Consider the following 17,315-nt stretch of genomic DNA (forward strand, 5'->3'; position numbering starts at 1 on the left):
ACAACGCGCGAACCGGCCTTATGGCTCCGCTTGAAATCAATCTCGCGAAGTCTTCGAGCGATATGGGAAACGGGCGCGCGGCCGCCAGGGGACCCGGGCCTTGATCGGCCTCGAGCTACGGAACGCGATGGGCGCGTGGAAAATCTAGCCCGCGATCGCCGCCGCGTCGCGTTCGCCGGTGCGGATGCGCAGGGCCTGTTCAAGGTCCATGACGAAGACCTTGCCGTCGCCGATCTTGCCGGTGTTGGCGGTGCGCTGCAGGGCTTCCACCACCGGCTCCACGACATCGGTGGGCACGGCGATCTCGAGCTTGACCTTCGGCAGCAGCTTCACCTCGTACTCGGCGCCGCGATAGACCTCGGTCTTGCCCTTCTGCCGGCCATAACCGCGCACCTCGGTCACCGTCAGCCCGGACGCGCCAGCCTCGGTGACCGCTTCGAGAACAGCGTCGAGGCGGCTGGGCTTGATGATGGCGACGATCATTTTCATGGCGCGGCTCCCGCAGCGAACAGTGATTACGAACCTAAGCTAGGCTTCGAACGCGGCGCGTCCAAGTGCGATCCGTCCGCAATGCGCGCCGGCGCCTTCCGAACAGGCGCCTTGCGCGCTGTCGCCGGCCCGGCCGGACTGGGCGACAGGACGCCCGGCGCGAAAACCCGGACCCGAGCGCGGTGGCCGCGCGGTTTCACGGCGAAGGTCTGCTTGACCGCTTCCATCAGAATCAGCCCGGCGAAACGCGGCCACAGGCGGGCCCCGACCTGTTCGAAGCCCTCGGCCCAGCCGGCGGTCATGGCGATGGGCGGCGCATACAGCGCCCGGGTCCAGCCGGCGGGCTCAAGATCGGCGTCGCGGATCAGCCGTTCCAGCTGGCTGCGACTGAAGGGCCGGCCATGGCCGAAGGGCGTGCTCTCGGCGCCGGCCCAGACGCCGTCGCGAGACGCCACGGCCACGATCAGCCGACCCGTGGGCGCCATGACCCGGCCGATCTCGGCCAGGACGGCCGCCGGGTCATCGGCCTCTTCCAGGGCATGGACGGCCAGGACCCGGTCGAACATGGCGTTGGGAAGCGGCAGGGCCGTTTCCTCGACCAGGCAGGCCTGATTGCGACCGCCATGCGGCCAGACCTCGACGCCCTGGGTGGCGGGCATGGCGGCCACCACGCGCCGGGCGCTCTGGCGGGCCGAATCCAGGAAGGGGGTGGCGTAGCCCAGGCCCAGGACATCGAGGCCGCGCGTATTGCCCCACGCCTCCTCGACCTTGCGCGCCAGCATCAGCCGCGCTGCACGGCCAAGCGGGGTGGCGTAGAAGGCTCTGAGATCGAGCACGTCGCGACGCATTGAGTCTCCGGGGCGGCCAGTTCATCTATGTAGGCGGTGGCGGGCCTCGCGTCACCGCCTGACACAGAACAAGGCTTTCCATGTCGCTGACCGTCCACCAGTTCGCCTGCCTGTCCGACAACTATGGCTTTCTCGTGCGCGACGACGCGACCGGAAAGACCGCGACCATCGACACGCCCGACGCCGACGCGATCCTGGCCGAGCTGAAGACCCTGGGCTGGAGGCTGGACCTGATTCTCAACACCCATTGGCACCCCGACCATGCCGGCGGCAACGCGGCGATCAAGGCCGCGACCGGCGCCACGATCATCGGCCCGGCCGAGGTGACCCGCATCGCGCCGCTGGACCGCGAGGTGGTCGACGGCGACGTGGTTGAGCTGGGGGAAACCCGGTTCACGGTGCTCGACACCGGCGGCCACACCCTGGGCCATATCGCCTATCACGACGCCGCCGACGCCATCGCCTTCGTGGGCGACACCCTGTTCGCCCTGGGCTGCGGTCGCCTGTTCGAGGGCACGGCCGAACAGATGTGGGGCTCGCTGTCGAAGCTGACCGCCCTGCCCGACGCCACGACCGTGTACTGCGCCCATGAATACACCGCCTCGAACGCCCGCTTCGCCCTGTCGGTCGATGACGATCCCATCCTGAAAGCCCGCGCCGATCAGATCTTCGCCGCCCGGGAACGGGGCGAGCCGACCGTGCCGACCTCGATCGGCGTGGAAAAGGCGACCAACCCCTTCCTCCGCGCGCCCCTGCTGCGTCCGGACCTGGAACCGGCCCAGGCCTTCGCCGAAATCCGCGCCGCCAAGGACGGCTTCAAGGGATGAGCCTCGACAGCAAGCCCCTGGGCATCTCCGGCGATCTGGGCGGCAAGGAGATCATCCGCCTGCTGGACCTTCAGCCTCACCCCGAAGGCGGCTGGTATCGGCGGACCTTCGAGGATGTGTCCGTGGATGGCGCCCGGCCGGCCTCGACGGCGATCTACTATCTGCTCGAGGCCCAGCAGATGTCGGCCTGGCATCGGGTCGATGCGGTCGAGGTCTGGCACTATCACGCCGGGGCGCCGCTCTCGCTGACCCTGTCGCCGCCGGATGGCGATGGCGCCACGGCCTATGTGCTGGGCCCGGATCTGCGCGCGGGCTGTCGCCCCCAGGTGATCGTCCCGACCCTGTGGTGGCAGACCGCCGTAAGCCTGGGGGCCTGGACCCTGGTGGGCTGCACCGTGGCGCCCGGCTTCCGGTTCGAGGGCTTCGAGCTGGCCGCGCCCGACTGGCGTCCGACGATTCGGCCGACCTAGCCCCAGCCCCAGCCCGGGCCCCGTTTTGGGTTCGGATCGAGGGGGGCGAGACGATTTACCGCACCCCCCGGGCAAACCTTTTCGCCCCGACCGAACTCGGTTCGCTGTAACAGGGTTCCCCAAATTGGGGAGGGGTTAGAGCATGTCGGACGAGTACCATGACGCGCGCGCGGCGGTGCGATGCGCCACGGATTACATTTTGCGCTGGGTCGAAATCGCCAATGAGGCCCATGGCGTCGATATCGTCTATTCGCTGGTCTACACGACCCTGTGGGCAGGGAACGTCTCGCATCTGCGGGGCAAGGTCTATGCCGAGATCGACGACATTCCGCCTGACGAGGAGCGCCGCCCGATCACCATCCGCCAGGTCGCGGACTCCCTGGGCCTGCCATACGAAACCGTCCGTCGCCGCGTCGTCGAAATGCTGAAGCGCGGCGTCGCCAAGAAGGTCGGGCGCGAAGGCTTCATCGTGCCGGGCGAGGCCCTTGCGCGGCCTGAAATGGTCACCAGCCTGCGGCGCTCGCACGCCAGCCTGACCCGGTTCCTGAAGGAGCTGAAGGCCCTGGGGGTCGAGGCCAACTGACCCCACGGCGGTCTACCGGTTGACCACCTTGACGATCCGCTTGGACGAGGGGCGGCCGCCCACGCCCTGAGCCGGCGCATAGGTCACGATCAGCGCCCCGTTCCTGAGCGCGGCGCCGGGCTGGTCGCCCTCGGCAAGCACCACCCGGGTGATCTTCGCCAGGATCGAGCGGTCACCCTTGCGGGCCATGCGCTCGAAGGCCTCGGCGGTGATGGTCGCGGACTCGGCGATCAGCACGGAGGTCTCGGGCCGCGCATCCTGCAGGGTCTCGAACGGCATCTGCCGCTGGGCCGCGCGGCTGGCGCGGATGCTGGCCTGACCCATGCGCTGATAGAGGGCGATGGGCGAGATGGCCGCCGGCGGCTGGATCGACGGCGCCTTGCCGATCAGGGCCGCGGCCGCGCCGTTGGGGCTCTCGTCGGTGAACAGGATCATGCCGCCGAGCTTGGTGGCCCGCAGCATCGCCTCGCCCATCTCGTTGCGATAGATCACGTCGCCGCGCGAGGCGGGCTGGGGCGACAGCACCCAGACCTCGGCGCTGTTCTCGAACTTCAGCAGCGGCAGCGGCGAGGCGCGATCCAGCACGAAGGCGCTGCCGCTCTCGGAAACATAGCGGGCGACCGGCGGCGTCGCGGGCCGGCGCGAGGTCGAAAAGCCCCGGTGGCCCAGCAGGGCGTCCTTCAGCGACTGGTTGGACTGCTGGGCGGCGGCCGGCGCGGCGATGGCGAGCATGGCGACGATCACGAGGACATCCTTCGCCCTCCAGCCGCCCGTCTCGACAATCGAACTCTTCATGAACCTGTAATGCCCGCCGACTAGGGCGAATCTTGGACGAGACGCCTCGCGCCCCGCCGACGATCCGCCGTCGCCCCACCTTGAAGGTTTCACGACGAAACGCCCCGGGTCGTCAACTGTCGCGACAACGGCCCGGTCGCCTGCGCGCCGGGCCGTTGCAAACATGCCAGCAGAGACGGCCTTTAGGCCGCCATGTACTGCCCGCCGTTCAGGGTCAGAGTGGCGCCGGTGACAAAGCCCGCGCGCTCGCCGGCCAGGAACGAGACCATGTCGGCGATCTCCTCGCCCTTGCCCAGGCGGCCCACCGGAATGCCGGCGATGATACCGGCCAGGACGTTTTCCGGCACGGCGGCGACCATCTCGGTGTCGATATAGCCGGGGCAGATCACATTGACCGTGACGCCCTTCTTGGCGTTCTCGAGGGCCAGGGCCTTGGTGAAGCCGATCAGCCCGGCCTTGGCGGCCGAATAGTTGGTCTGGCCCATCTGGCCCTTCTGGCCGTTGATCGAGCTGATATTGATGATCCGGCCCCAGTTGCGCTCGCGCATGCCTTCGATGACCGGGCGGGTCATGTTGAAGGCCGAGTCCATGTTGACCCGGATCACTTCCGACCACTGCTCGTAGGTCATCTTGTGCAGCATGCCGTCGCGGGTGATGCCGGCGTTGTTGATCAGCACGTCGATCGGGCCCAGCTCGGCCTCGACCTTTTTCACGGCGGCGGCGCAGTCGTCGAACGAGCCGACATTGCCCTTCACGACCATCACGCCCAGGTCCTTGGCGCAGGCGGCGGCGGCTTCTTCATTGCCCGAATAGCCGGCCGCGACCTTCATGCCGTCGGCCACCAGGCGCTCGCAGATCGCGCGGCCGATGCCCCGGGTGCCGCCGGTCACGAATGCAACTCTCGTCATCTTGTCTCTCCCGATATTGTTTTTATGGTTCAGAGGATCAATGCGCCGGGTCAGCCGCGCGACGCATTGATCCGCATTAAATCGCCGCTCAGACGGCCTCGACGCACATGGCCACGCCCATGCCGCCGCCGATGCACAGCGTCGCCAGGCCCTTCTTGGCGCCCGAGCGCTTCATCTCGTGCAGCAGGGTGGTCAGGATGCGCGCGCCCGAAGCGCCGATCGGGTGGCCGATGGCGATGGCGCCGCCATTGACGTTGACCTTGGCGGTGTCGAGACCCAGTTCCTGGACCACGCACAGCGACTGGGCGGCGAAGGCTTCGTTGGACTCGATCAGGTCGAGGTCGGCGACGGTCCAGCCGGCCTTTTCCAGGGCCTTCTGGCTGGCCGGGATCGGACCCGTGCCCATGATCTCGGGCTCGACGCCGGCATTGGCCCACGAGGCGATGCGGGCCAGCGGCTTGAGGCCGCGCTTGGCGGCTTCGTCGGCGCTCATCAGCACCAAGGCGGCGGCGCCGTCATTGAGGCCCGAAGCATTGGCGGCGGTGACGGAGCCTTCCTTGTTGAAAGCCGGGCGCAGGCCCGAGATCGCGTCCAGCGTCACGCCGTGACGGATGAACTCGTCCTTATCGACGATGGTGTCGCCCTTGCGGCCCTTGATGGTGACCGGAACGATCTCGGCGTCGAACTTTCCGGCCTTCTGGGCGGCTTCGGCCTTGTTCTGGCTGGCGACGGCGAAATTGTCCTGGTCGCCGCGCGTGATCTGCCAGCGTGACGCGATGTTCTCGGCGGTCTGGCCCATGTGATAGCCGTGGAAGGCGTCCCACAGGCCGTCCTTGATCATGGTGTCGACGAACGACAGGTCGCCCATCTTCTGGCCGTTGCGCAAGTGCTGGGCGTGCGGCGCCTGGCTCATGCTTTCCTGACCGCCGGCCACGACGATCTTGGCGTCGCCCGACGAAATCTGCTGGGCCGCCAGGGCCACGGCCCGCAGGCCCGAGCCGCACAGCTGGTTGAGGCTCCAGGCGGGGCTGCCCACCGGGATGCCGGCATTGATCGCGGCCTGGCGGGCCGGGCCCTGGCCGGCGCCGGCCTGCAGCACCTGGCCCAGGATCACTTCGTCGACGTCGGCGGGCGAGATGCCGGCCCGCTCGACGGCGGCCTGGATGGCGATCTTGCCCAGTTCGGACGCGGGCAGGCTGGACAGCGCCCCGTTGAAGGAACCGACCGGCGTGCGGGCGGCGGAAACGATGACGATGTCGCTCATGGCGAAGCTCCCGTAACGATCTGACGTGACGCCTTCGCAGTTGCGGCGCCCGTGCTTTTTGCAGTGCAGCAGCACAATGCATACCCAACCGCGTTCGTCACGGGCACATTTTCACGGCTTGTTGCGCCTTCCAAGTGTTCTGACCACTGGCGCCATGCCTTTGCATTCGCGATAGTGCGATGCGAAAAGCGGGCGACACCGCTGTCCTAGGGAACGAAATGTCCGAGAACCCTGAAAAAGGCGAAACGACCGCCGGCGCTGAAAAAGCCGCCGGTCAACGCGTGATCATCAAGAAATACGCCAACCGTCGCCTCTACAACACAGCGTCCAGCTCCTACGTCACCCTCGAACACCTGTCGGACATGGTGAAAGAGGGCGTCGACTTCGTGGTCTATGACGCCAAGTCCAATGACGACATCACCCGTTCGGTGCTGACCCAGATCATCTTCGAGGAAGAAAACCGGGGCGGCGGCCAGAACCTGCTGCCGATCCAGTTCCTGCGTCAGCTGATCGGCTTCTACGGCAATTCCATGCAGGCCTTCCTGCCCAGCTATCTGGAAATGTCGCTGGAAAGCTTCACCAAGCAGCAGGAGCGCATGCGCACCCAGTTCGCGGGCGTCACCCCGGGCCTGACCGCCGCCAAGCTGCCGATGGGCGTCGGCGTCTATGAAGAGCAGATCCGCCAGAACATGGCGCTGTTCGACCGGGCCATGAAGATGTTCTCGCCCTTCGCCTATGCCCGGCCCGAAGACGCGGCCGCCGCAGCAGCCGCGACGCCGGCCGAACCGGCCCCGGCCGCCCCCGCGCCGCAGCCCAGCGAGGATTCCCTGGCCGACCTGAAGCGCCAGCTGGAAGCCATGCAGCAACAGATCGAGAAACTGGCCACCAAGCCCTAGGCCGCCCCTCTTAAGTCTCCGGAAACCACGCCGGAACAGCCGTTCTTAACGGTCGGGGCCCTAGGCTCTTCACCATGAACGGCCCTGTCGATCCCATCCGGCGTTCCAGCCCCTCGCGTCGCGCCCTGACCCTGCGTCAGGACTCTGCCCATGAGGCCGAGCCCGAGGACGTCGTGTTCGTGCGCGAGGAGCAGCCGGCGCCGCCGCCGCGCAAGAGCGGTTTCGCGACCTTCGCGGCGCATCTGATGGGTCAGAGCGGCCAGAAGCGCGGCCTGCGCGGTGGGCAGGAAGTGCTCGACTCGGCGCGATCGACCTATCTCGGGACGGAATATTCCGGCGAGGCCGATCGCCGTCCCCAGGCGGGTCTGCTGAAAAAGACCCAGATCTAGGGCTCGCCTCTGTCCAGTCGCGCCTCCAGGGCGGCGACCCGGGCCTCCAGCATGGCGATGCGCCGGTCTCGCGCATCGGCCGGATCCGGCGGCGGACGCACCCCCGCCCGTAGCGCGGCTTCGGCCGTCGTGACCCCCAAAAGCTCAGCAAAAGCCGTCAGTTCGCTCCAGGACAGCTCGCGCTGATCCTTGAACGCCAGCGCCAGCGACGCCTCGTCCATATGGGCGACGGCCGCCAGGACGGCGCGGCTGAGGCCCCGCTCCGCCAGCCGCGCCTCGTACCAGTCGCGATCGAAGAACAGCGCCATCAGCGTCTCACCGTGACGCGGCCGGCTTGGCGCCGGTCTTGCTTAACCGTTGGTGAATTCATCGCCGACGAGTGCTCCCATGCTGACCGCCGCCATCCGCTTTCTCGACATCGCCGTGGTCACCCTGATCTTCACGGCCCTGACCTAAACTAAAATCCGCTCTCCCCGGCGAAGGCCGGGGCCCAGATTCATCCTGGGCCTTTGAGGATGACGCGCCTTATGCCTGTAACAAGGCCCCAACCTCACCGGGTTCGATCTGGACCCCGGCCTTCGCCGGGGAGAGCGGATTGGGGTGTGGCTCAGCCGGCAGGACGCCCTACCCGTTCTCCAGCAGCATCATCGTCCCCTGCCCGCCATCGGCGCAGATGCTGACGATGGCCTTCTCGCCCTGGGGCCGGGTCGACAGTTCCTTCACGGCCTGACTGAGAATCCGCGCACCCGTGGCGCCGAACGGATGACCGATGGCCAGGCTGCCGCCCGTGGGGTTCATCCGCTCACGCGGGAAAGCGCCCAGCTCCGCTTCAACGCCCGCCTTGTCCCTGACGAACGCCGGCGTCGTCCAGGCGGCGATATGCGACAGCACCTGGGCGGCGAAGGCCTCGTGGATTTCCCACAGCCCGATATCGCCATAGGTCAGGCCGTTGCGGGCCAGCAGGCGCGGCACGCCATAGGCCGGCGCCATCAGCAGGCCCTCGTGATGCAGGTCGATCGAAGTGACCTCGAAGTCGACGACCTTCACGCGCGGTGTTTCCGCGGGCAGACGCGCCAGACCCTTTTCCGACGCCACCCAGATCGCCGCGGCTCCGTCGGTCAGGGGCGAGGAATTGCCGGCCGTCAGCGTGCCCAGGCCGCTGGTCTTGTCGAAGGCCGGCCCCAGCATGGCCAGCTTCTCCAGCGTCGAGTCCTTGCGGGGGATGGTGTCGCGCTTCACCCCGCCGATCGGGATCACCAGATCATCGAAGAAGCCGCTCTCCCAGGCCGCCACCGCGCCGCGATGGCTCTCGAAGGCGATCTGGTCCTGATCGGCGCGGGCCAGCTTCCAGTCTTTCGCCGTGATCTCGGTGTGCTCGCCCATCGACAGGCCGGTGGTGCGGTTGGCCACCTTGGGGATCCAAAGCTTGAGGTCGCCGGGCTTCAGCTTCGTCAGGTGCGCCAGCTTCGCCCCGGGCGTCTTGGCCTGCTGCAGGCCCTTCAGCCAGTCGGAGAAGGCCAGGCTCATCCCGACCTGCACCCGGCTCATGCTCTCGACCCCGCCGACCAGGGCCAGGTCGCGGCCGCGCCTGTCGATCATGCCGGCCGCCTCGATCACGCCGATCATGCTGGTCGAGCAGGCCATGACCGTCGAGAAGGCCGGAATGGTCGGATCGCCGCCGGCGTCCAGCAGCACCTCCCGCGCCAGGTTGCTGAAGGTGAGGCTGGGGATCACCGTGCCCCAGACGGCGAAATCGGGGCGGGCCCTCTCCAGCATGGCCTTGACCACCGGAACCGACAGACCAAAGGCGTCATAGGCGGCCAGCGGCCCATCGACCTTGGCGAAGGGCGTGCGCAGCCCGGCGGCGAGCCAGATGTCGGTCTTGTCAGCCATGGGGCGGGATCCTGGAGTGTTCGGAAGGATCAGCAGATCAAGTCCGATCGCGGCTGTCTTGTCGATGTTGGACGTGACGCGCCTTGCATCTCACGGCGGGACGATCACCGCCCTAACGGCTCCTTCACCACGCCCGTCGAGCAACCTTTAAGGGCTGGGCGCTATTCCTCCCGCGTACACTGGAGAGAATGCCGTGCTTCTGACGCTATCGGGCCTGTTTGTCGCGCTCCTGATCGCCACGCTCGCCTGGACCTTCGCAGAGCCCTACGTGGCCCATTGGCGCGGGATGCGGGCGGCGGAAAAGCGGCGGATCGCGGAGCGTCGGAAACCGACGCCCCAATAATCGGCTCAGCAATCGGCCTCAGTTGTCGCCGAAATCCACGTCGCGGCGCGCGGCGACGATGGTGACGATGAAGCCGGCCAAGACGTCCAGCAGGACCATCACCGTGATCAGGAAGAAGGTCGAGGTCGCGAAGGCCGGGGCCAGCAGGAACTCGATCAGGCACAGGATGAACAGCACCAGCGACAGCGAGTGATTGATGATCGCGATCTTGCGGCTGGTCGTGGATTTCAGCAGCTCGACAAACAGCACCACCAGGGACGCGGCCAGCAACAGGTCGCTGAGGCTGACGGCCCAGTCGACCCGCGAGGTCATGTGGATGGTGAACAGGGTCTCGGTCATGCGCGCGTGCGCTTCAGCCGACATGAACGCCCCCGAGAGGGTGAGCGCGATCAGGTTGTAGATCAGCACTGGCAAGGCCAGCAGCGGCACCGCGGCGAACATGGACAGCCTCTCCCCCTAGGACACGCGGCCCACGGGGTCGCGCCGGTTACGGTTAACCGCATTTTCCGGAGGGGAGAAGGCGGTTCAACCCTGAAGGGGCTCAAGCCTGCGGCTTGAGCTTCCAAAGTGACGCGTGATGGCCGCCGAAACCGGCGTCCACTTTCGGCTATCACGCTCTAGGCTTCGTCCACCCCTTGGGGATTGCGGGCCCGCGTCTGCAGCCACATGACGCCCAGCAGGTCGCTGACCGAGGCCTTGAGCCGCCCGAAATTGGTGTATTTCGACACCCCGCTCTCGCGATGGCGATGGTTCACCGGCTGGAACGCCACCTCATAGCCCTCGCGCAGCATCAGGGCCGGGATGTAGCGGTGGATGTGGTCGAAATACGGAAGTCGCAGGAAGGCCTCGCGGCGGAAGGCCTTCAGCCCGCAGCCGGTGTCGTTGGCGGTATCCTTCAGCAGGCGCTTGCGCACGCCGTTGCCGAACTTGGACGCGAAGCGCTTGGCGCTGCTGTCCTGACGCTTGACCCGCTCGCCGCCGACCAGGGCCAGGGTGGCGGGACCGGCCGCCAGGGCCCGGGCGAGGCGCGGGGCGTCGGCCGGATCGTTCTGGCCGTCGCCGTCCAGGGTGACGATGATCGGCCCGCGCGCCGCCAGGATGCCGCTGCGCACAGCTCGGCTCTGGCCGGAGTTCTTGCGGTGGCTCAGCACCCGCAGCTGCGGAATCTCGGTCTTCAGGGCCACCAGCAGGGCGCGGGTGTCGTCGCGGCTGGCGTCGTCGATGAAGATGATCTCGTGATTTTCGCCCGCGAAGGCGGCCGCGATCTCGCGCGCCAGGGCCGGCGCCGCGCCGCCCTCGTCGAAGACGGGAACGACAATCGAATAGTCAGGGATTGCGGCGGCTTGAGCAGTCATCGCCCTCTAATACCTGAAAAGTCGCCACACGAAAGGATCGTGCTATTCCATGCCCCATGACGCTTGAATCTCGCCTCGATGCGTGGAGCCGCGGTTGGCGCGGCCCTCTGCTTGCCGCCCTGCTGGCGTTTCTGGCCGGCCTGCCCGGCCTGCTGGCCATGCCGCCGCTGGACCGCGACGAGTCGCGTTTCGCCCAGGCCACCGCCCAGATGCTGGAAACCGACGATCTGGTGGTGATCAAGTTCCAGGACCAGCCGCGCTTCAAGAAGCCGGTCGGCATCCACTGGCTGCAGGCCGCGACGGTGTCGCTGGTCTCGGCGGCCGAGGATCGCGGGATCTGGGCCTATCGCATCCCGTCCCTGCTGGGCGCGATGCTGGCGGCGGCGGCCTGCGCCTGGGGCGCGGCGGCGCTGTTTGATCCGCGCACGGGCCTGCTGGCCGGGGCCATACTGGGCTCGACCTTCCTGCTGTCCAGCGAAGCCTTCATCGCCAAGACCGACGCGGCCCTGTGCGGTTTCACGACCCTGGCCATGGCGGCCTTGGCGAAGATGTACGCCGACCACCTGGCCGGCCGAACACCCAACCACTGGACCAAGCTGGCCTTCTGGGGCGGCCTGGCCGTCGCCGCCCTGATCAAGGGTCCGGTGGGCCTGCTGACCGTGATCTTCGCCGCCCTGGCCCTGTGGGCCTGGGACCGCAAGGCGCCGTGGCTGAAGACCCTGGGCTGGGGCTGGGGCATGGTGCTGTTCGCCGCCGTGGTGCTGCCCTGGGCGATGATGATCACCGTGGCCACCGACGGCGCCTTCTGGGGCGTGGCGATCGCCGGCGACCTGGCGCCCAAGATGGTCGGCGGTCAGGAGGGCCATTCAGGGCCGTTCGGCTATCACACCCTGCTGGCCCCGCTGCTGGTCTATCCGGCGACCCTGCTGCTGCCCGCGGCTCTGGTGCTGGCCTGGACGGGCCGGGGCGAGCCCGGCGTGCGCTTCGCCGTCTGCTGGCTGGTTCCGACCTGGCTGATGTTCGAGGTCCTGCCGACCAAGCTGGCCCACTACACCCTGCCGGCCATGGGCGGCATGGCCATGCTGCTGGCCGCCGCCGTGCGGGCGCCGTTGGGCGATCTGGTCCGGCGGATCGGCGCCGGGCTGACCCTTTTCATCTCGCTGCTGCTGGCCGCCGTGGCGGTGTACGGCATGAAGGCGTTCGGCCAGGGCGCCGACATCGTCTGGACCGTGCTGACCGTGCTTCTGCTGCTGGCGGCCGGCGTGCTGGGCGCTCTGCTGCTGCTGCGCCGACAGTCGGCCCGCGCCCTGGTGATCTCGGGCGGTCTGGGCGTTCTGGCCCACGCCTGTCTGGTCGGCGGGCTGATACCGCATCTGGAGCCGCTGTTCCTGTCCAAGGACATCGCCGACGCCCTGGACCGCGCCAAGCTGTCGCCGCGCGCCGGGGCGCCCGGCCCCGTGGCCGTGACCGGCTATTCCGAGCCCAGCCTGGTCTTCCTGCTGGGCACCGCAACCGAGCTGACCGACGGCGACCGCGCCGCCCAGGCCATCGTTCAGGGCCGCCCGGCCGTGGTCGAGGCGCGCGAGGACTCCGTGTTCCGCAAGGCCCTGTCCGCCGCCGGCCTGACGCCCCGACCGGTCGTCGTCATCGAGGGCCAGAACTATTCCGACGGCGACGACGAGCGTCTGACGATCTATCGCGGCGAGCCCCAGACCGAGGTCCAGACCGACATCGAGACCGATACGCCCCCCGCTCCCGAGGACCGCCCATGAGCCGCTTCATCGAGATCGTCGAGGTCGGGCCGCGCGACGGCCTGCAGAACGAGAAGCTGTCGCTGTCGGTCGACGAGAAGCTCGCCCTGATCCGCCAGCTGGAGGCCGCCGGCGCCCGACGGATGGAGGTGGTGTCGTTCGTCAATCCCAATCGCGTGCCGCAGATGGCCGGGGCCGAGGAGATCATGGCGGCGCTGCCGGCCGACCTGAAACACGCGCGCATCGGCCTGGTGCTGAACATGCGCGGCTGGGAGCGCTGTGTGGCGGCCCAGTGCGACGAAGCCAATGTCGTGGTCTGCGCCACCGACGGTTTCGGGACCCGCAACCAGGGCTCGACCACCAGCCAGCAGATCGATGCGCTGGCCGGCATTGTCGAGCGTCAGGCCGTCGAGGGCGGTCCGCCGATCACCGCGACCCTCTCTGTGGCCTTCGGCTGTCCGTTCGACGGCGAGGTCAGCGAGGATCAGGTCGTGACCATCGTCCGCGAGATCGCCGCCCTGCGCGTGCCTGAAATCGCCATCGCCGACACCATCGGCGTCGCTGATCCCTGGACCGTCCGCAAACGGATCGAGGCCGTGCGCGCCGCCGCGCCCGACGCCCGCCTGCGCATGCACTTCCACGACACCCGCAACACCGGCCTGGCCAACGCCTTCGCCAGCGTCGAGGCCGGGGTCGACGTGCTGGACGCCTCGGTCGGCGGCCTGGGCGGCTGTCCGTTCGCGCCCAACGCCACGGGCAACATCGGCACCGAGGATCTGGTCTACATGCTGGAACGGGCAGGTTTCGAGACCGGCTACGATCTTGGCGCGTTGATCGAGGTCGGGCGCGCGATCAGCGAGCGCCTGGGCAAGGCGCCGGCCTCCTCCCTGGCGCGCGCTGGAGGTTTCCCCGCATGACCCGTTCCGTTCTGGCCGCCGGCGCCGCCCTGGCCCTGCTGGGCGCCTGCGCCGCCACCCCGCCGGTCGAAGCCGCCGCCCGCTGCGACGTCACCGTCAAGTTCGGCAGCTATGGCATGGGCATTGATCGCGCTCTGGCCGACAGCCTCGGGGCCGCCGTGAAGGCTGACCGCGATATCGCCCGCGTCGAGCGCAAGCCGTGGGGCCGCGAGGGGGAATATGACCTTTGCCTGCAGGCCAGGAACGCCCGCGACGCCAGGGCGATCTACGAACGCTATCGCGCCATGCTGCCGGGCCGGGCGCTACAGGCGCCGACCTCGATCGAGGGTCCGGATGGTCTGAGGTACGAGACCGTCGCGCCCATGTGACGGGCGCCGGGATGGCCTAGATCGGCCGCCCCGTCAGCTTCCACAGCAGCGGGCGGCAGACCGACATCAGCATGATGGCCGGGGCCAGGAACACGGCCAGGGCGTAGCGCTGCAGGGTGTCGGCGCGCTTGATGAAGTAGCGGCTCAGGCCCACGCCCTTGTGAAACTCGACCTTGACCGGGTGTTCCAGGCTGGTGTGCCCCAGGTGCACAACCTGGGCCTTGGGCTGGAAGATCACCTGGCCGCCGGCCTGGCGGGCGCGCCAGCACAGGTCGATGTCCTCGACGTGCAGGAAATAGCCCTCGTCGAAGCCGTCCAGCGCCTCAAAATCGGCCCGGCGCAGCGCGAAGCACGCGCCCGAGATGGTCGGCATGGGAACCGGCGAGCGCGGCAGGGGTTCGGTTTCCCGGTGAATCTCGTAGCCCGACAATCCGGCATAGCGACGGGTCAGATGACCAAAGCTGAGCAGGGTCGTGATCGGCGTCACCTCGCCGCGACGGCCGCCGCGCTGCTCGGTGCCGTCGGTGTTCATCACCCGCGCGCCGACCACGGTCGGGGTGGGCTGGCCGCGGAAGGCCGTCACCAGCGCCGCGATGCAGCCGGGCTGCATGTTGGCGTCGGGGTTGATGAAGATGATGTATTCGCCCTTGGCCGTCGTGGCGCCCAGATTGGCGCCGCGCGCGAAGCCGACATTGCCGTGGCCCTGCTGGAGCACGACACGCGGTTCGGTCAGGCCCAGGGCCCGCAGCATCTCGGCGTCGCGCGGAGACGAGCCGTTGTCGACGATGACGAATTCGTCGACCAGCGGCTCGTCCAGCACATGCTTGATGCTCTCGAGCAGCGCCCCGCCCGTCCGGTACACGACCATCACCACCGAAATGTTCGGTCTGGCCGGACGCGCGCCGGCGGCAAGGGTCGTGAAGGATGGGAGGATGCTGTTCATCAGGCGAGCGCCGCCTCCTGCACAGGCTTGGAAATGCCGCGCGCGCGGGCCAGGTCGGGCGGGGTGGCTTCGGCGGTCAGGACGCGCACGGCTTCGTCGAGCGACAGAATGTTCTGCCCCTCACCGCCCAGACGACGCAGGGCCACCTGCCCCGTCTCTGCTTCCTTGCGCCCCACCACCGCGATCACCGGAACCTTTGCGAGGCTATGCTCGCGAATCTTGTAGTTAATCTTTTCATTACGCAGATCGACCTCCGCGCGCATCCCCATATTCGTCAATCTCTCGACGACCTGACGGGCGTAATCGTCAGCGTCGGACGTGATCGTCGCCACAACAACCTGCGTCGGCGCCAGCCAAAGCGGCAGATGTCCGGCGAAGTTTTCCAGCAGAATACCGATAAAGCGTTCGAACGACCCCAAGATCGCCCTGTGCAACATCACAGGGCGTTTTTTTGAACCGTCTTCCGAAACGTACTCCGCGTCCAGTCGTTCCGGCAAAACAAAGTCCAGCTGCAAGGTTCCGCACTGCCAGACGCGACCGATCGCATCCTTCAGCGAGAATTCCAGCTTGGGGCCATAGAAAGCGCCTTCGCCGGGTTGGTCAACCAGACGCTCGCCGGCGGCCTCCGCGGCGGTGGCCAGAGCGTGCTCGGCCTTGTCCCAGACCTCGTCCGAGCCCGCGCGCAGCTCGGGACGCGTCGAGAACTTCACGTCATGCAGCTGCATCCCGAGGTCGTTATAGACGCTGCGCAACAGCTCGATGAACTTGGCGCTTTCCTCGGTGACCTGCTCTTCGCGGCAGAAGATGTGGGCATCATCCTGGGTGAAGGCCCGCACCCGCATGATGCCGTGCATGGCGCCCGAGGGCTCGTAGCGGTGGCAGGCCCCGAACTCGGCCATGCGCAGCGGCAGCTCGCGATAGCTCTTCTGGCCGATATTGAAGATCTGGATGTGGCCGGGGCAGTTCATCGGCTTGACGGCCAGGACCTCGCCCTCGGCGCTTTCGCACATGAACATGGCATGGCCGAACTTCTCGGCGTGGCCCGAGCGTTCCCACAGGCTGCGGTCCAGGATCTGGGGGGTTTTCACCTCCTGATAGCCGGCGGCGTCCAGGCGGCGGCGCATATAGTCCTCAAGCGCCCGGTAGAGCGTCCAGCCCTTGGGGTGCCAGAAGATCATGCCCTTGCCCTCTTCCTGCAGGTGGAAGAGGTTCATGGTGCGGCCCAGCTTGCGGTGATCGCGCTTCTCGGCCTCCTCGACCCGCAGCAGATAGGCGGCAAGATCAGCGTCGCTGGCCCACGAGGTGCCATAGATGCGCTGCAGCTGGGCGTTGTTCTGGTCGCCGCGCCAGTAGGCGCCGGCCAGCTTGGTCAGCTTGAAGGCCTTGCCCACCGCCTTGGTCGAGGGAAGGTGAGGCCCGCGGCACAGGTCCTTCCAGTTATCGCCCTGATGATAGACCGTGATCGTGTCGCTGGCCGGCAGGTCGCGGATGATCTGGGCCTTGTAGCTTTCGCCCATGGCCTCGAAATCGGCGATGGCGGCGTCGCGGTCGACCTCCTCGCGGCGGATCTTCTCGTCGCGATCGACGATCTGGCGCATGCGCTCTTCGATCTTGGGCAGATCGTCCAGGCTGAACGGCTCGTCGCGGGCGAAGTCGTAGTAGAAACCGTCCTCGACATTGGGACCGATCGTCACCTGGGTGCCGGGGAACAGCTCCTGCACGGCCTGGGCCAGCACGTGAGCGGTGTCGTGACGGATGACCTCCAGCACTTCGGGGGCGTCGCGGGTGATGATCTCAAACTTCCGATCGCCGGTCAGCAGGTCGGGCGTCAGGGGGCGATCAAGGTCCAGCAGCACGCCGTCCAGCTTGATCAGCAGCGCCTTCTTTTCCAGCGACTTGGAAATGGCGGCCGCCACGTCGCGCCCGCTGGAGCCAGCGGGGTATTGACGGGACGAACCGTCGGGGAAAACCAGATCGATCATTCTTCACATGTCCACTTGCGTGGCTGGTCGCGCGGCGGGGGCGGGTCGAACCCCGATCCTCCTAACGGATTGCATCGGCAAATCCGTCGCAACGCCAGCCAGGACCCCTTGGCGGGTCCGTGATCCTTAAGCGCCTGAGCCGCATACTCCGAACAACTCGGCAGGAAACGGCACTGACGCCCAATGAGGGGCGAGAGCGTCAACTTGTAGGCTCTAAGGCCAAGGTCGACGGTGCGGTCGTAAAAGGTCATGCCAGCGCGCAATTGTTTCGGGAGTGGTTATCGCACCCGCGAA

At 67.6% G+C, this 17,315-nt stretch carries 20 protein-coding genes; 8 read left to right on the forward strand and 12 right to left on the reverse strand.

The features are described from left to right. Positions 1–144: 144 nt before the first annotated feature. Together ACW17V_RS17175 and ACW17V_RS17180 are read right to left on the reverse strand one after the other, a co-directional pair. Positions 145–489: a P-II family nitrogen regulator gene (locus ACW17V_RS17175; protein ID WP_062143741.1), complete on the reverse strand. Its 345-nt coding sequence runs from the start codon at positions 487–489 to the stop codon at positions 145–147. 26 nt (positions 490–515) lie between these two features. Continuing rightward, positions 516–1,337 carry a class I SAM-dependent methyltransferase gene (locus ACW17V_RS17180; protein WP_492106266.1) on the reverse strand — a complete coding sequence of 274 codons (822 nt, stop codon included), beginning with the start codon at positions 1,335–1,337 and terminating at the stop codon, positions 516–518. Between the two features lie 80 nt (positions 1,338–1,417). On the opposite strand from ACW17V_RS17180, the gene gloB reads away from it, so the two are divergent. From gloB to ACW17V_RS17195, 3 genes are all read left to right on the forward strand, one after another. Continuing rightward, entirely contained in the window at positions 1,418–2,164 is a 747-nt protein-coding gene (gene gloB, locus ACW17V_RS17185; RefSeq protein ID WP_492106267.1) for a hydroxyacylglutathione hydrolase, read from the forward strand. Then, entirely contained in the window at positions 2,161–2,634 is a 474-nt protein-coding gene (locus ACW17V_RS17190) for a cupin domain-containing protein (RefSeq protein ID WP_492106268.1), read from the forward strand. The genes gloB and ACW17V_RS17190 overlap by 4 nt, the downstream gene beginning before the upstream one ends. Before the next feature lie 142 nt (positions 2,635–2,776). Then, complete coding sequence (locus ACW17V_RS17195) at positions 2,777–3,217, forward strand: hypothetical protein (protein ID WP_492106269.1); 441 nt, start codon at positions 2,777–2,779, stop codon at positions 3,215–3,217. A gap of 12 nt (positions 3,218–3,229) precedes the next feature. Here ACW17V_RS17195 and ACW17V_RS17200 read toward each other — a convergent pair whose 3' ends face one another. The 3 genes from ACW17V_RS17200 to ACW17V_RS17210 all read right to left on the reverse strand — a co-directional run bounded on the left by ACW17V_RS17200 (position 3,230) and on the right by ACW17V_RS17210 (position 6,184). Continuing rightward, complete coding sequence (locus tag ACW17V_RS17200; RefSeq protein WP_492106270.1) at positions 3,230–4,012, reverse strand: DUF4908 domain-containing protein; 783 nt, start codon at positions 4,010–4,012, stop codon at positions 3,230–3,232. Positions 4,013–4,194: 182 nt separating this feature from the next. Continuing rightward, positions 4,195–4,920 carry a beta-ketoacyl-ACP reductase gene (locus tag ACW17V_RS17205; RefSeq protein ID WP_492106271.1) on the reverse strand — a complete coding sequence of 242 codons (726 nt, stop codon included), beginning with the start codon at positions 4,918–4,920 and terminating at the stop codon, positions 4,195–4,197. A gap of 88 nt (positions 4,921–5,008) precedes the next feature. Beyond that, positions 5,009–6,184, reverse strand: coding sequence for an acetyl-CoA C-acetyltransferase (locus ACW17V_RS17210; RefSeq protein ID WP_492106272.1), 1,176 nt, complete (start codon positions 6,182–6,184; stop codon positions 5,009–5,011). Positions 6,185–6,402: 218 nt separating this feature from the next. Here ACW17V_RS17210 and phaR point away from each other — a divergent pair, with 218 nt between their 5' ends. After that, complete coding sequence (gene phaR / locus ACW17V_RS17215; protein WP_492106273.1) at positions 6,403–7,080, forward strand: polyhydroxyalkanoate synthesis repressor PhaR; 678 nt, start codon at positions 6,403–6,405, stop codon at positions 7,078–7,080. Positions 7,081–7,154: 74 nt separating this feature from the next. Further along, positions 7,155–7,469: a hypothetical protein gene (locus ACW17V_RS17220; protein ID WP_492106274.1), complete on the forward strand. Its 315-nt coding sequence runs from the start codon at positions 7,155–7,157 to the stop codon at positions 7,467–7,469. Here the strand turns inward: ACW17V_RS17220 and ACW17V_RS17225 are convergent. From ACW17V_RS17225 to ACW17V_RS17240, 4 genes are all read right to left on the reverse strand, one after another. Then, the gene (locus tag ACW17V_RS17225) at positions 7,466–7,777 is read right to left on the reverse strand and encodes a DNA-binding protein (RefSeq protein ID WP_492106275.1); all 312 of its coding nucleotides are present in this window, start codon (positions 7,775–7,777) and stop codon (positions 7,466–7,468) included. The genes ACW17V_RS17220 and ACW17V_RS17225 overlap by 4 nt on opposite strands. A gap of 316 nt (positions 7,778–8,093) precedes the next feature. Next, positions 8,094–9,362 carry an acetyl-CoA C-acyltransferase gene (locus ACW17V_RS17230; protein WP_492106276.1) on the reverse strand — a complete coding sequence of 423 codons (1,269 nt, stop codon included), beginning with the start codon at positions 9,360–9,362 and terminating at the stop codon, positions 8,094–8,096. 361 nt (positions 9,363–9,723) lie between these two features. Then, positions 9,724–10,146, reverse strand: a complete 423-nt coding sequence (locus tag ACW17V_RS17235) for a hypothetical protein (protein ID WP_492106277.1) — start codon at positions 10,144–10,146, stop codon at positions 9,724–9,726. Positions 10,147–10,322: 176 nt separating this feature from the next. Then, entirely contained in the window at positions 10,323–11,060 is a 738-nt protein-coding gene (locus ACW17V_RS17240; RefSeq protein WP_419318772.1) for a glycosyltransferase family 2 protein, read from the reverse strand. A 56-nt stretch (positions 11,061–11,116) separates the two neighbouring features. Here ACW17V_RS17240 and ACW17V_RS17245 point away from each other — a divergent pair, with 56 nt between their 5' ends. Genes ACW17V_RS17245 through ACW17V_RS17255 form a run of 3 tightly spaced genes read left to right on the forward strand, consistent with a single transcriptional unit; the run spans position 11,117 to position 14,096 of the window. Continuing rightward, positions 11,117–12,832, forward strand: coding sequence for an ArnT family glycosyltransferase (locus tag ACW17V_RS17245; protein ID WP_492106278.1), 1,716 nt, complete (start codon positions 11,117–11,119; stop codon positions 12,830–12,832). Beyond that, positions 12,829–13,728, forward strand: coding sequence for a hydroxymethylglutaryl-CoA lyase (locus ACW17V_RS17250; RefSeq protein WP_492106279.1), 900 nt, complete (start codon positions 12,829–12,831; stop codon positions 13,726–13,728). The genes ACW17V_RS17245 and ACW17V_RS17250 overlap by 4 nt, the downstream gene beginning before the upstream one ends. Further along, positions 13,725–14,096, forward strand: coding sequence for a hypothetical protein (locus ACW17V_RS17255; protein WP_492106280.1), 372 nt, complete (start codon positions 13,725–13,727; stop codon positions 14,094–14,096). Before ACW17V_RS17250 ends, ACW17V_RS17255 begins: the two co-directional genes overlap by 4 nt. Before the next feature lie 16 nt (positions 14,097–14,112). Here ACW17V_RS17255 and ACW17V_RS17260 read toward each other — a convergent pair whose 3' ends face one another. Genes ACW17V_RS17260 through yidD form a run of 3 tightly spaced genes read right to left on the reverse strand, consistent with a single transcriptional unit; the run spans position 14,113 to position 17,272 of the window. After that, positions 14,113–15,039, reverse strand: a complete 927-nt coding sequence (locus ACW17V_RS17260) for a glycosyltransferase family 2 protein (RefSeq protein ID WP_492106281.1) — start codon at positions 15,037–15,039, stop codon at positions 14,113–14,115. Beyond that, positions 15,039–17,021, reverse strand: coding sequence for a threonine--tRNA ligase (gene thrS, locus ACW17V_RS17265; protein WP_492106282.1), 1,983 nt, complete (start codon positions 17,019–17,021; stop codon positions 15,039–15,041). The genes ACW17V_RS17260 and thrS overlap by 1 nt, the downstream gene beginning before the upstream one ends. Continuing rightward, positions 17,018–17,272 carry a membrane protein insertion efficiency factor YidD gene (gene yidD, locus ACW17V_RS17270; protein ID WP_492106283.1) on the reverse strand — a complete coding sequence of 85 codons (255 nt, stop codon included), beginning with the start codon at positions 17,270–17,272 and terminating at the stop codon, positions 17,018–17,020. The genes thrS and yidD overlap by 4 nt, the downstream gene beginning before the upstream one ends. Positions 17,273–17,315: the final 43 nt, after the last annotated feature.

The organism is Caulobacter sp. FV2ye17ST (assembly GCF_058680955.1).

Excerpts from the sequence above, each read along its gene's own strand:
- ACW17V_RS17255 (WP_492106280.1), top strand. The coding sequence starts at position 13,725 with ATGACCCGTTCCGTTCTGGCCGCCGGCGCCGCCCTGGCCCTGCTGGGC.
- ACW17V_RS17220 (WP_492106274.1), top strand. The coding sequence starts at position 7,155 with ATGAACGGCCCTGTCGATCCCATCCGGCGTTCCAGCCCCTCGCGTCGC.
- ACW17V_RS17235 (WP_492106277.1), bottom strand. The coding sequence starts at position 10,146 with ATGTTCGCCGCGGTGCCGCTGCTGGCCTTGCCAGTGCTGATCTACAAC.
- ACW17V_RS17230 (WP_492106276.1), bottom strand. The coding sequence starts at position 9,362 with ATGGCTGACAAGACCGACATCTGGCTCGCCGCCGGGCTGCGCACGCCC.
- ACW17V_RS17205 (WP_492106271.1), bottom strand. The coding sequence starts at position 4,920 with ATGACGAGAGTTGCATTCGTGACCGGCGGCACCCGGGGCATCGGCCGC.
- gloB (WP_492106267.1), top strand. The coding sequence starts at position 1,418 with ATGTCGCTGACCGTCCACCAGTTCGCCTGCCTGTCCGACAACTATGGC.
- ACW17V_RS17190 (WP_492106268.1), top strand. The coding sequence starts at position 2,161 with ATGAGCCTCGACAGCAAGCCCCTGGGCATCTCCGGCGATCTGGGCGGC.
- ACW17V_RS17225 (WP_492106275.1), bottom strand. The coding sequence starts at position 7,777 with ATGGCGCTGTTCTTCGATCGCGACTGGTACGAGGCGCGGCTGGCGGAG.
- thrS (WP_492106282.1), bottom strand. The coding sequence starts at position 17,021 with ATGATCGATCTGGTTTTCCCCGACGGTTCGTCCCGTCAATACCCCGCT.
- ACW17V_RS17200 (WP_492106270.1), bottom strand. The coding sequence starts at position 4,012 with ATGAAGAGTTCGATTGTCGAGACGGGCGGCTGGAGGGCGAAGGATGTC.
- phaR (WP_492106273.1), top strand. The coding sequence starts at position 6,403 with ATGTCCGAGAACCCTGAAAAAGGCGAAACGACCGCCGGCGCTGAAAAA.
- ACW17V_RS17250 (WP_492106279.1), top strand. The coding sequence starts at position 12,829 with ATGAGCCGCTTCATCGAGATCGTCGAGGTCGGGCCGCGCGACGGCCTG.
- ACW17V_RS17175 (WP_062143741.1), bottom strand. The coding sequence starts at position 489 with ATGAAAATGATCGTCGCCATCATCAAGCCCAGCCGCCTCGACGCTGTT.
- yidD (WP_492106283.1), bottom strand. The coding sequence starts at position 17,272 with ATGACCTTTTACGACCGCACCGTCGACCTTGGCCTTAGAGCCTACAAG.
- ACW17V_RS17240 (WP_419318772.1), bottom strand. The coding sequence starts at position 11,060 with ATGACTGCTCAAGCCGCCGCAATCCCTGACTATTCGATTGTCGTTCCC.
- ACW17V_RS17210 (WP_492106272.1), bottom strand. The coding sequence starts at position 6,184 with ATGAGCGACATCGTCATCGTTTCCGCCGCCCGCACGCCGGTCGGTTCC.
- ACW17V_RS17195 (WP_492106269.1), top strand. The coding sequence starts at position 2,777 with ATGTCGGACGAGTACCATGACGCGCGCGCGGCGGTGCGATGCGCCACG.
- ACW17V_RS17180 (WP_492106266.1), bottom strand. The coding sequence starts at position 1,337 with ATGCGTCGCGACGTGCTCGATCTCAGAGCCTTCTACGCCACCCCGCTT.
- ACW17V_RS17245 (WP_492106278.1), top strand. The coding sequence starts at position 11,117 with ATGACGCTTGAATCTCGCCTCGATGCGTGGAGCCGCGGTTGGCGCGGC.
- ACW17V_RS17260 (WP_492106281.1), bottom strand. The coding sequence starts at position 15,039 with ATGAACAGCATCCTCCCATCCTTCACGACCCTTGCCGCCGGCGCGCGT.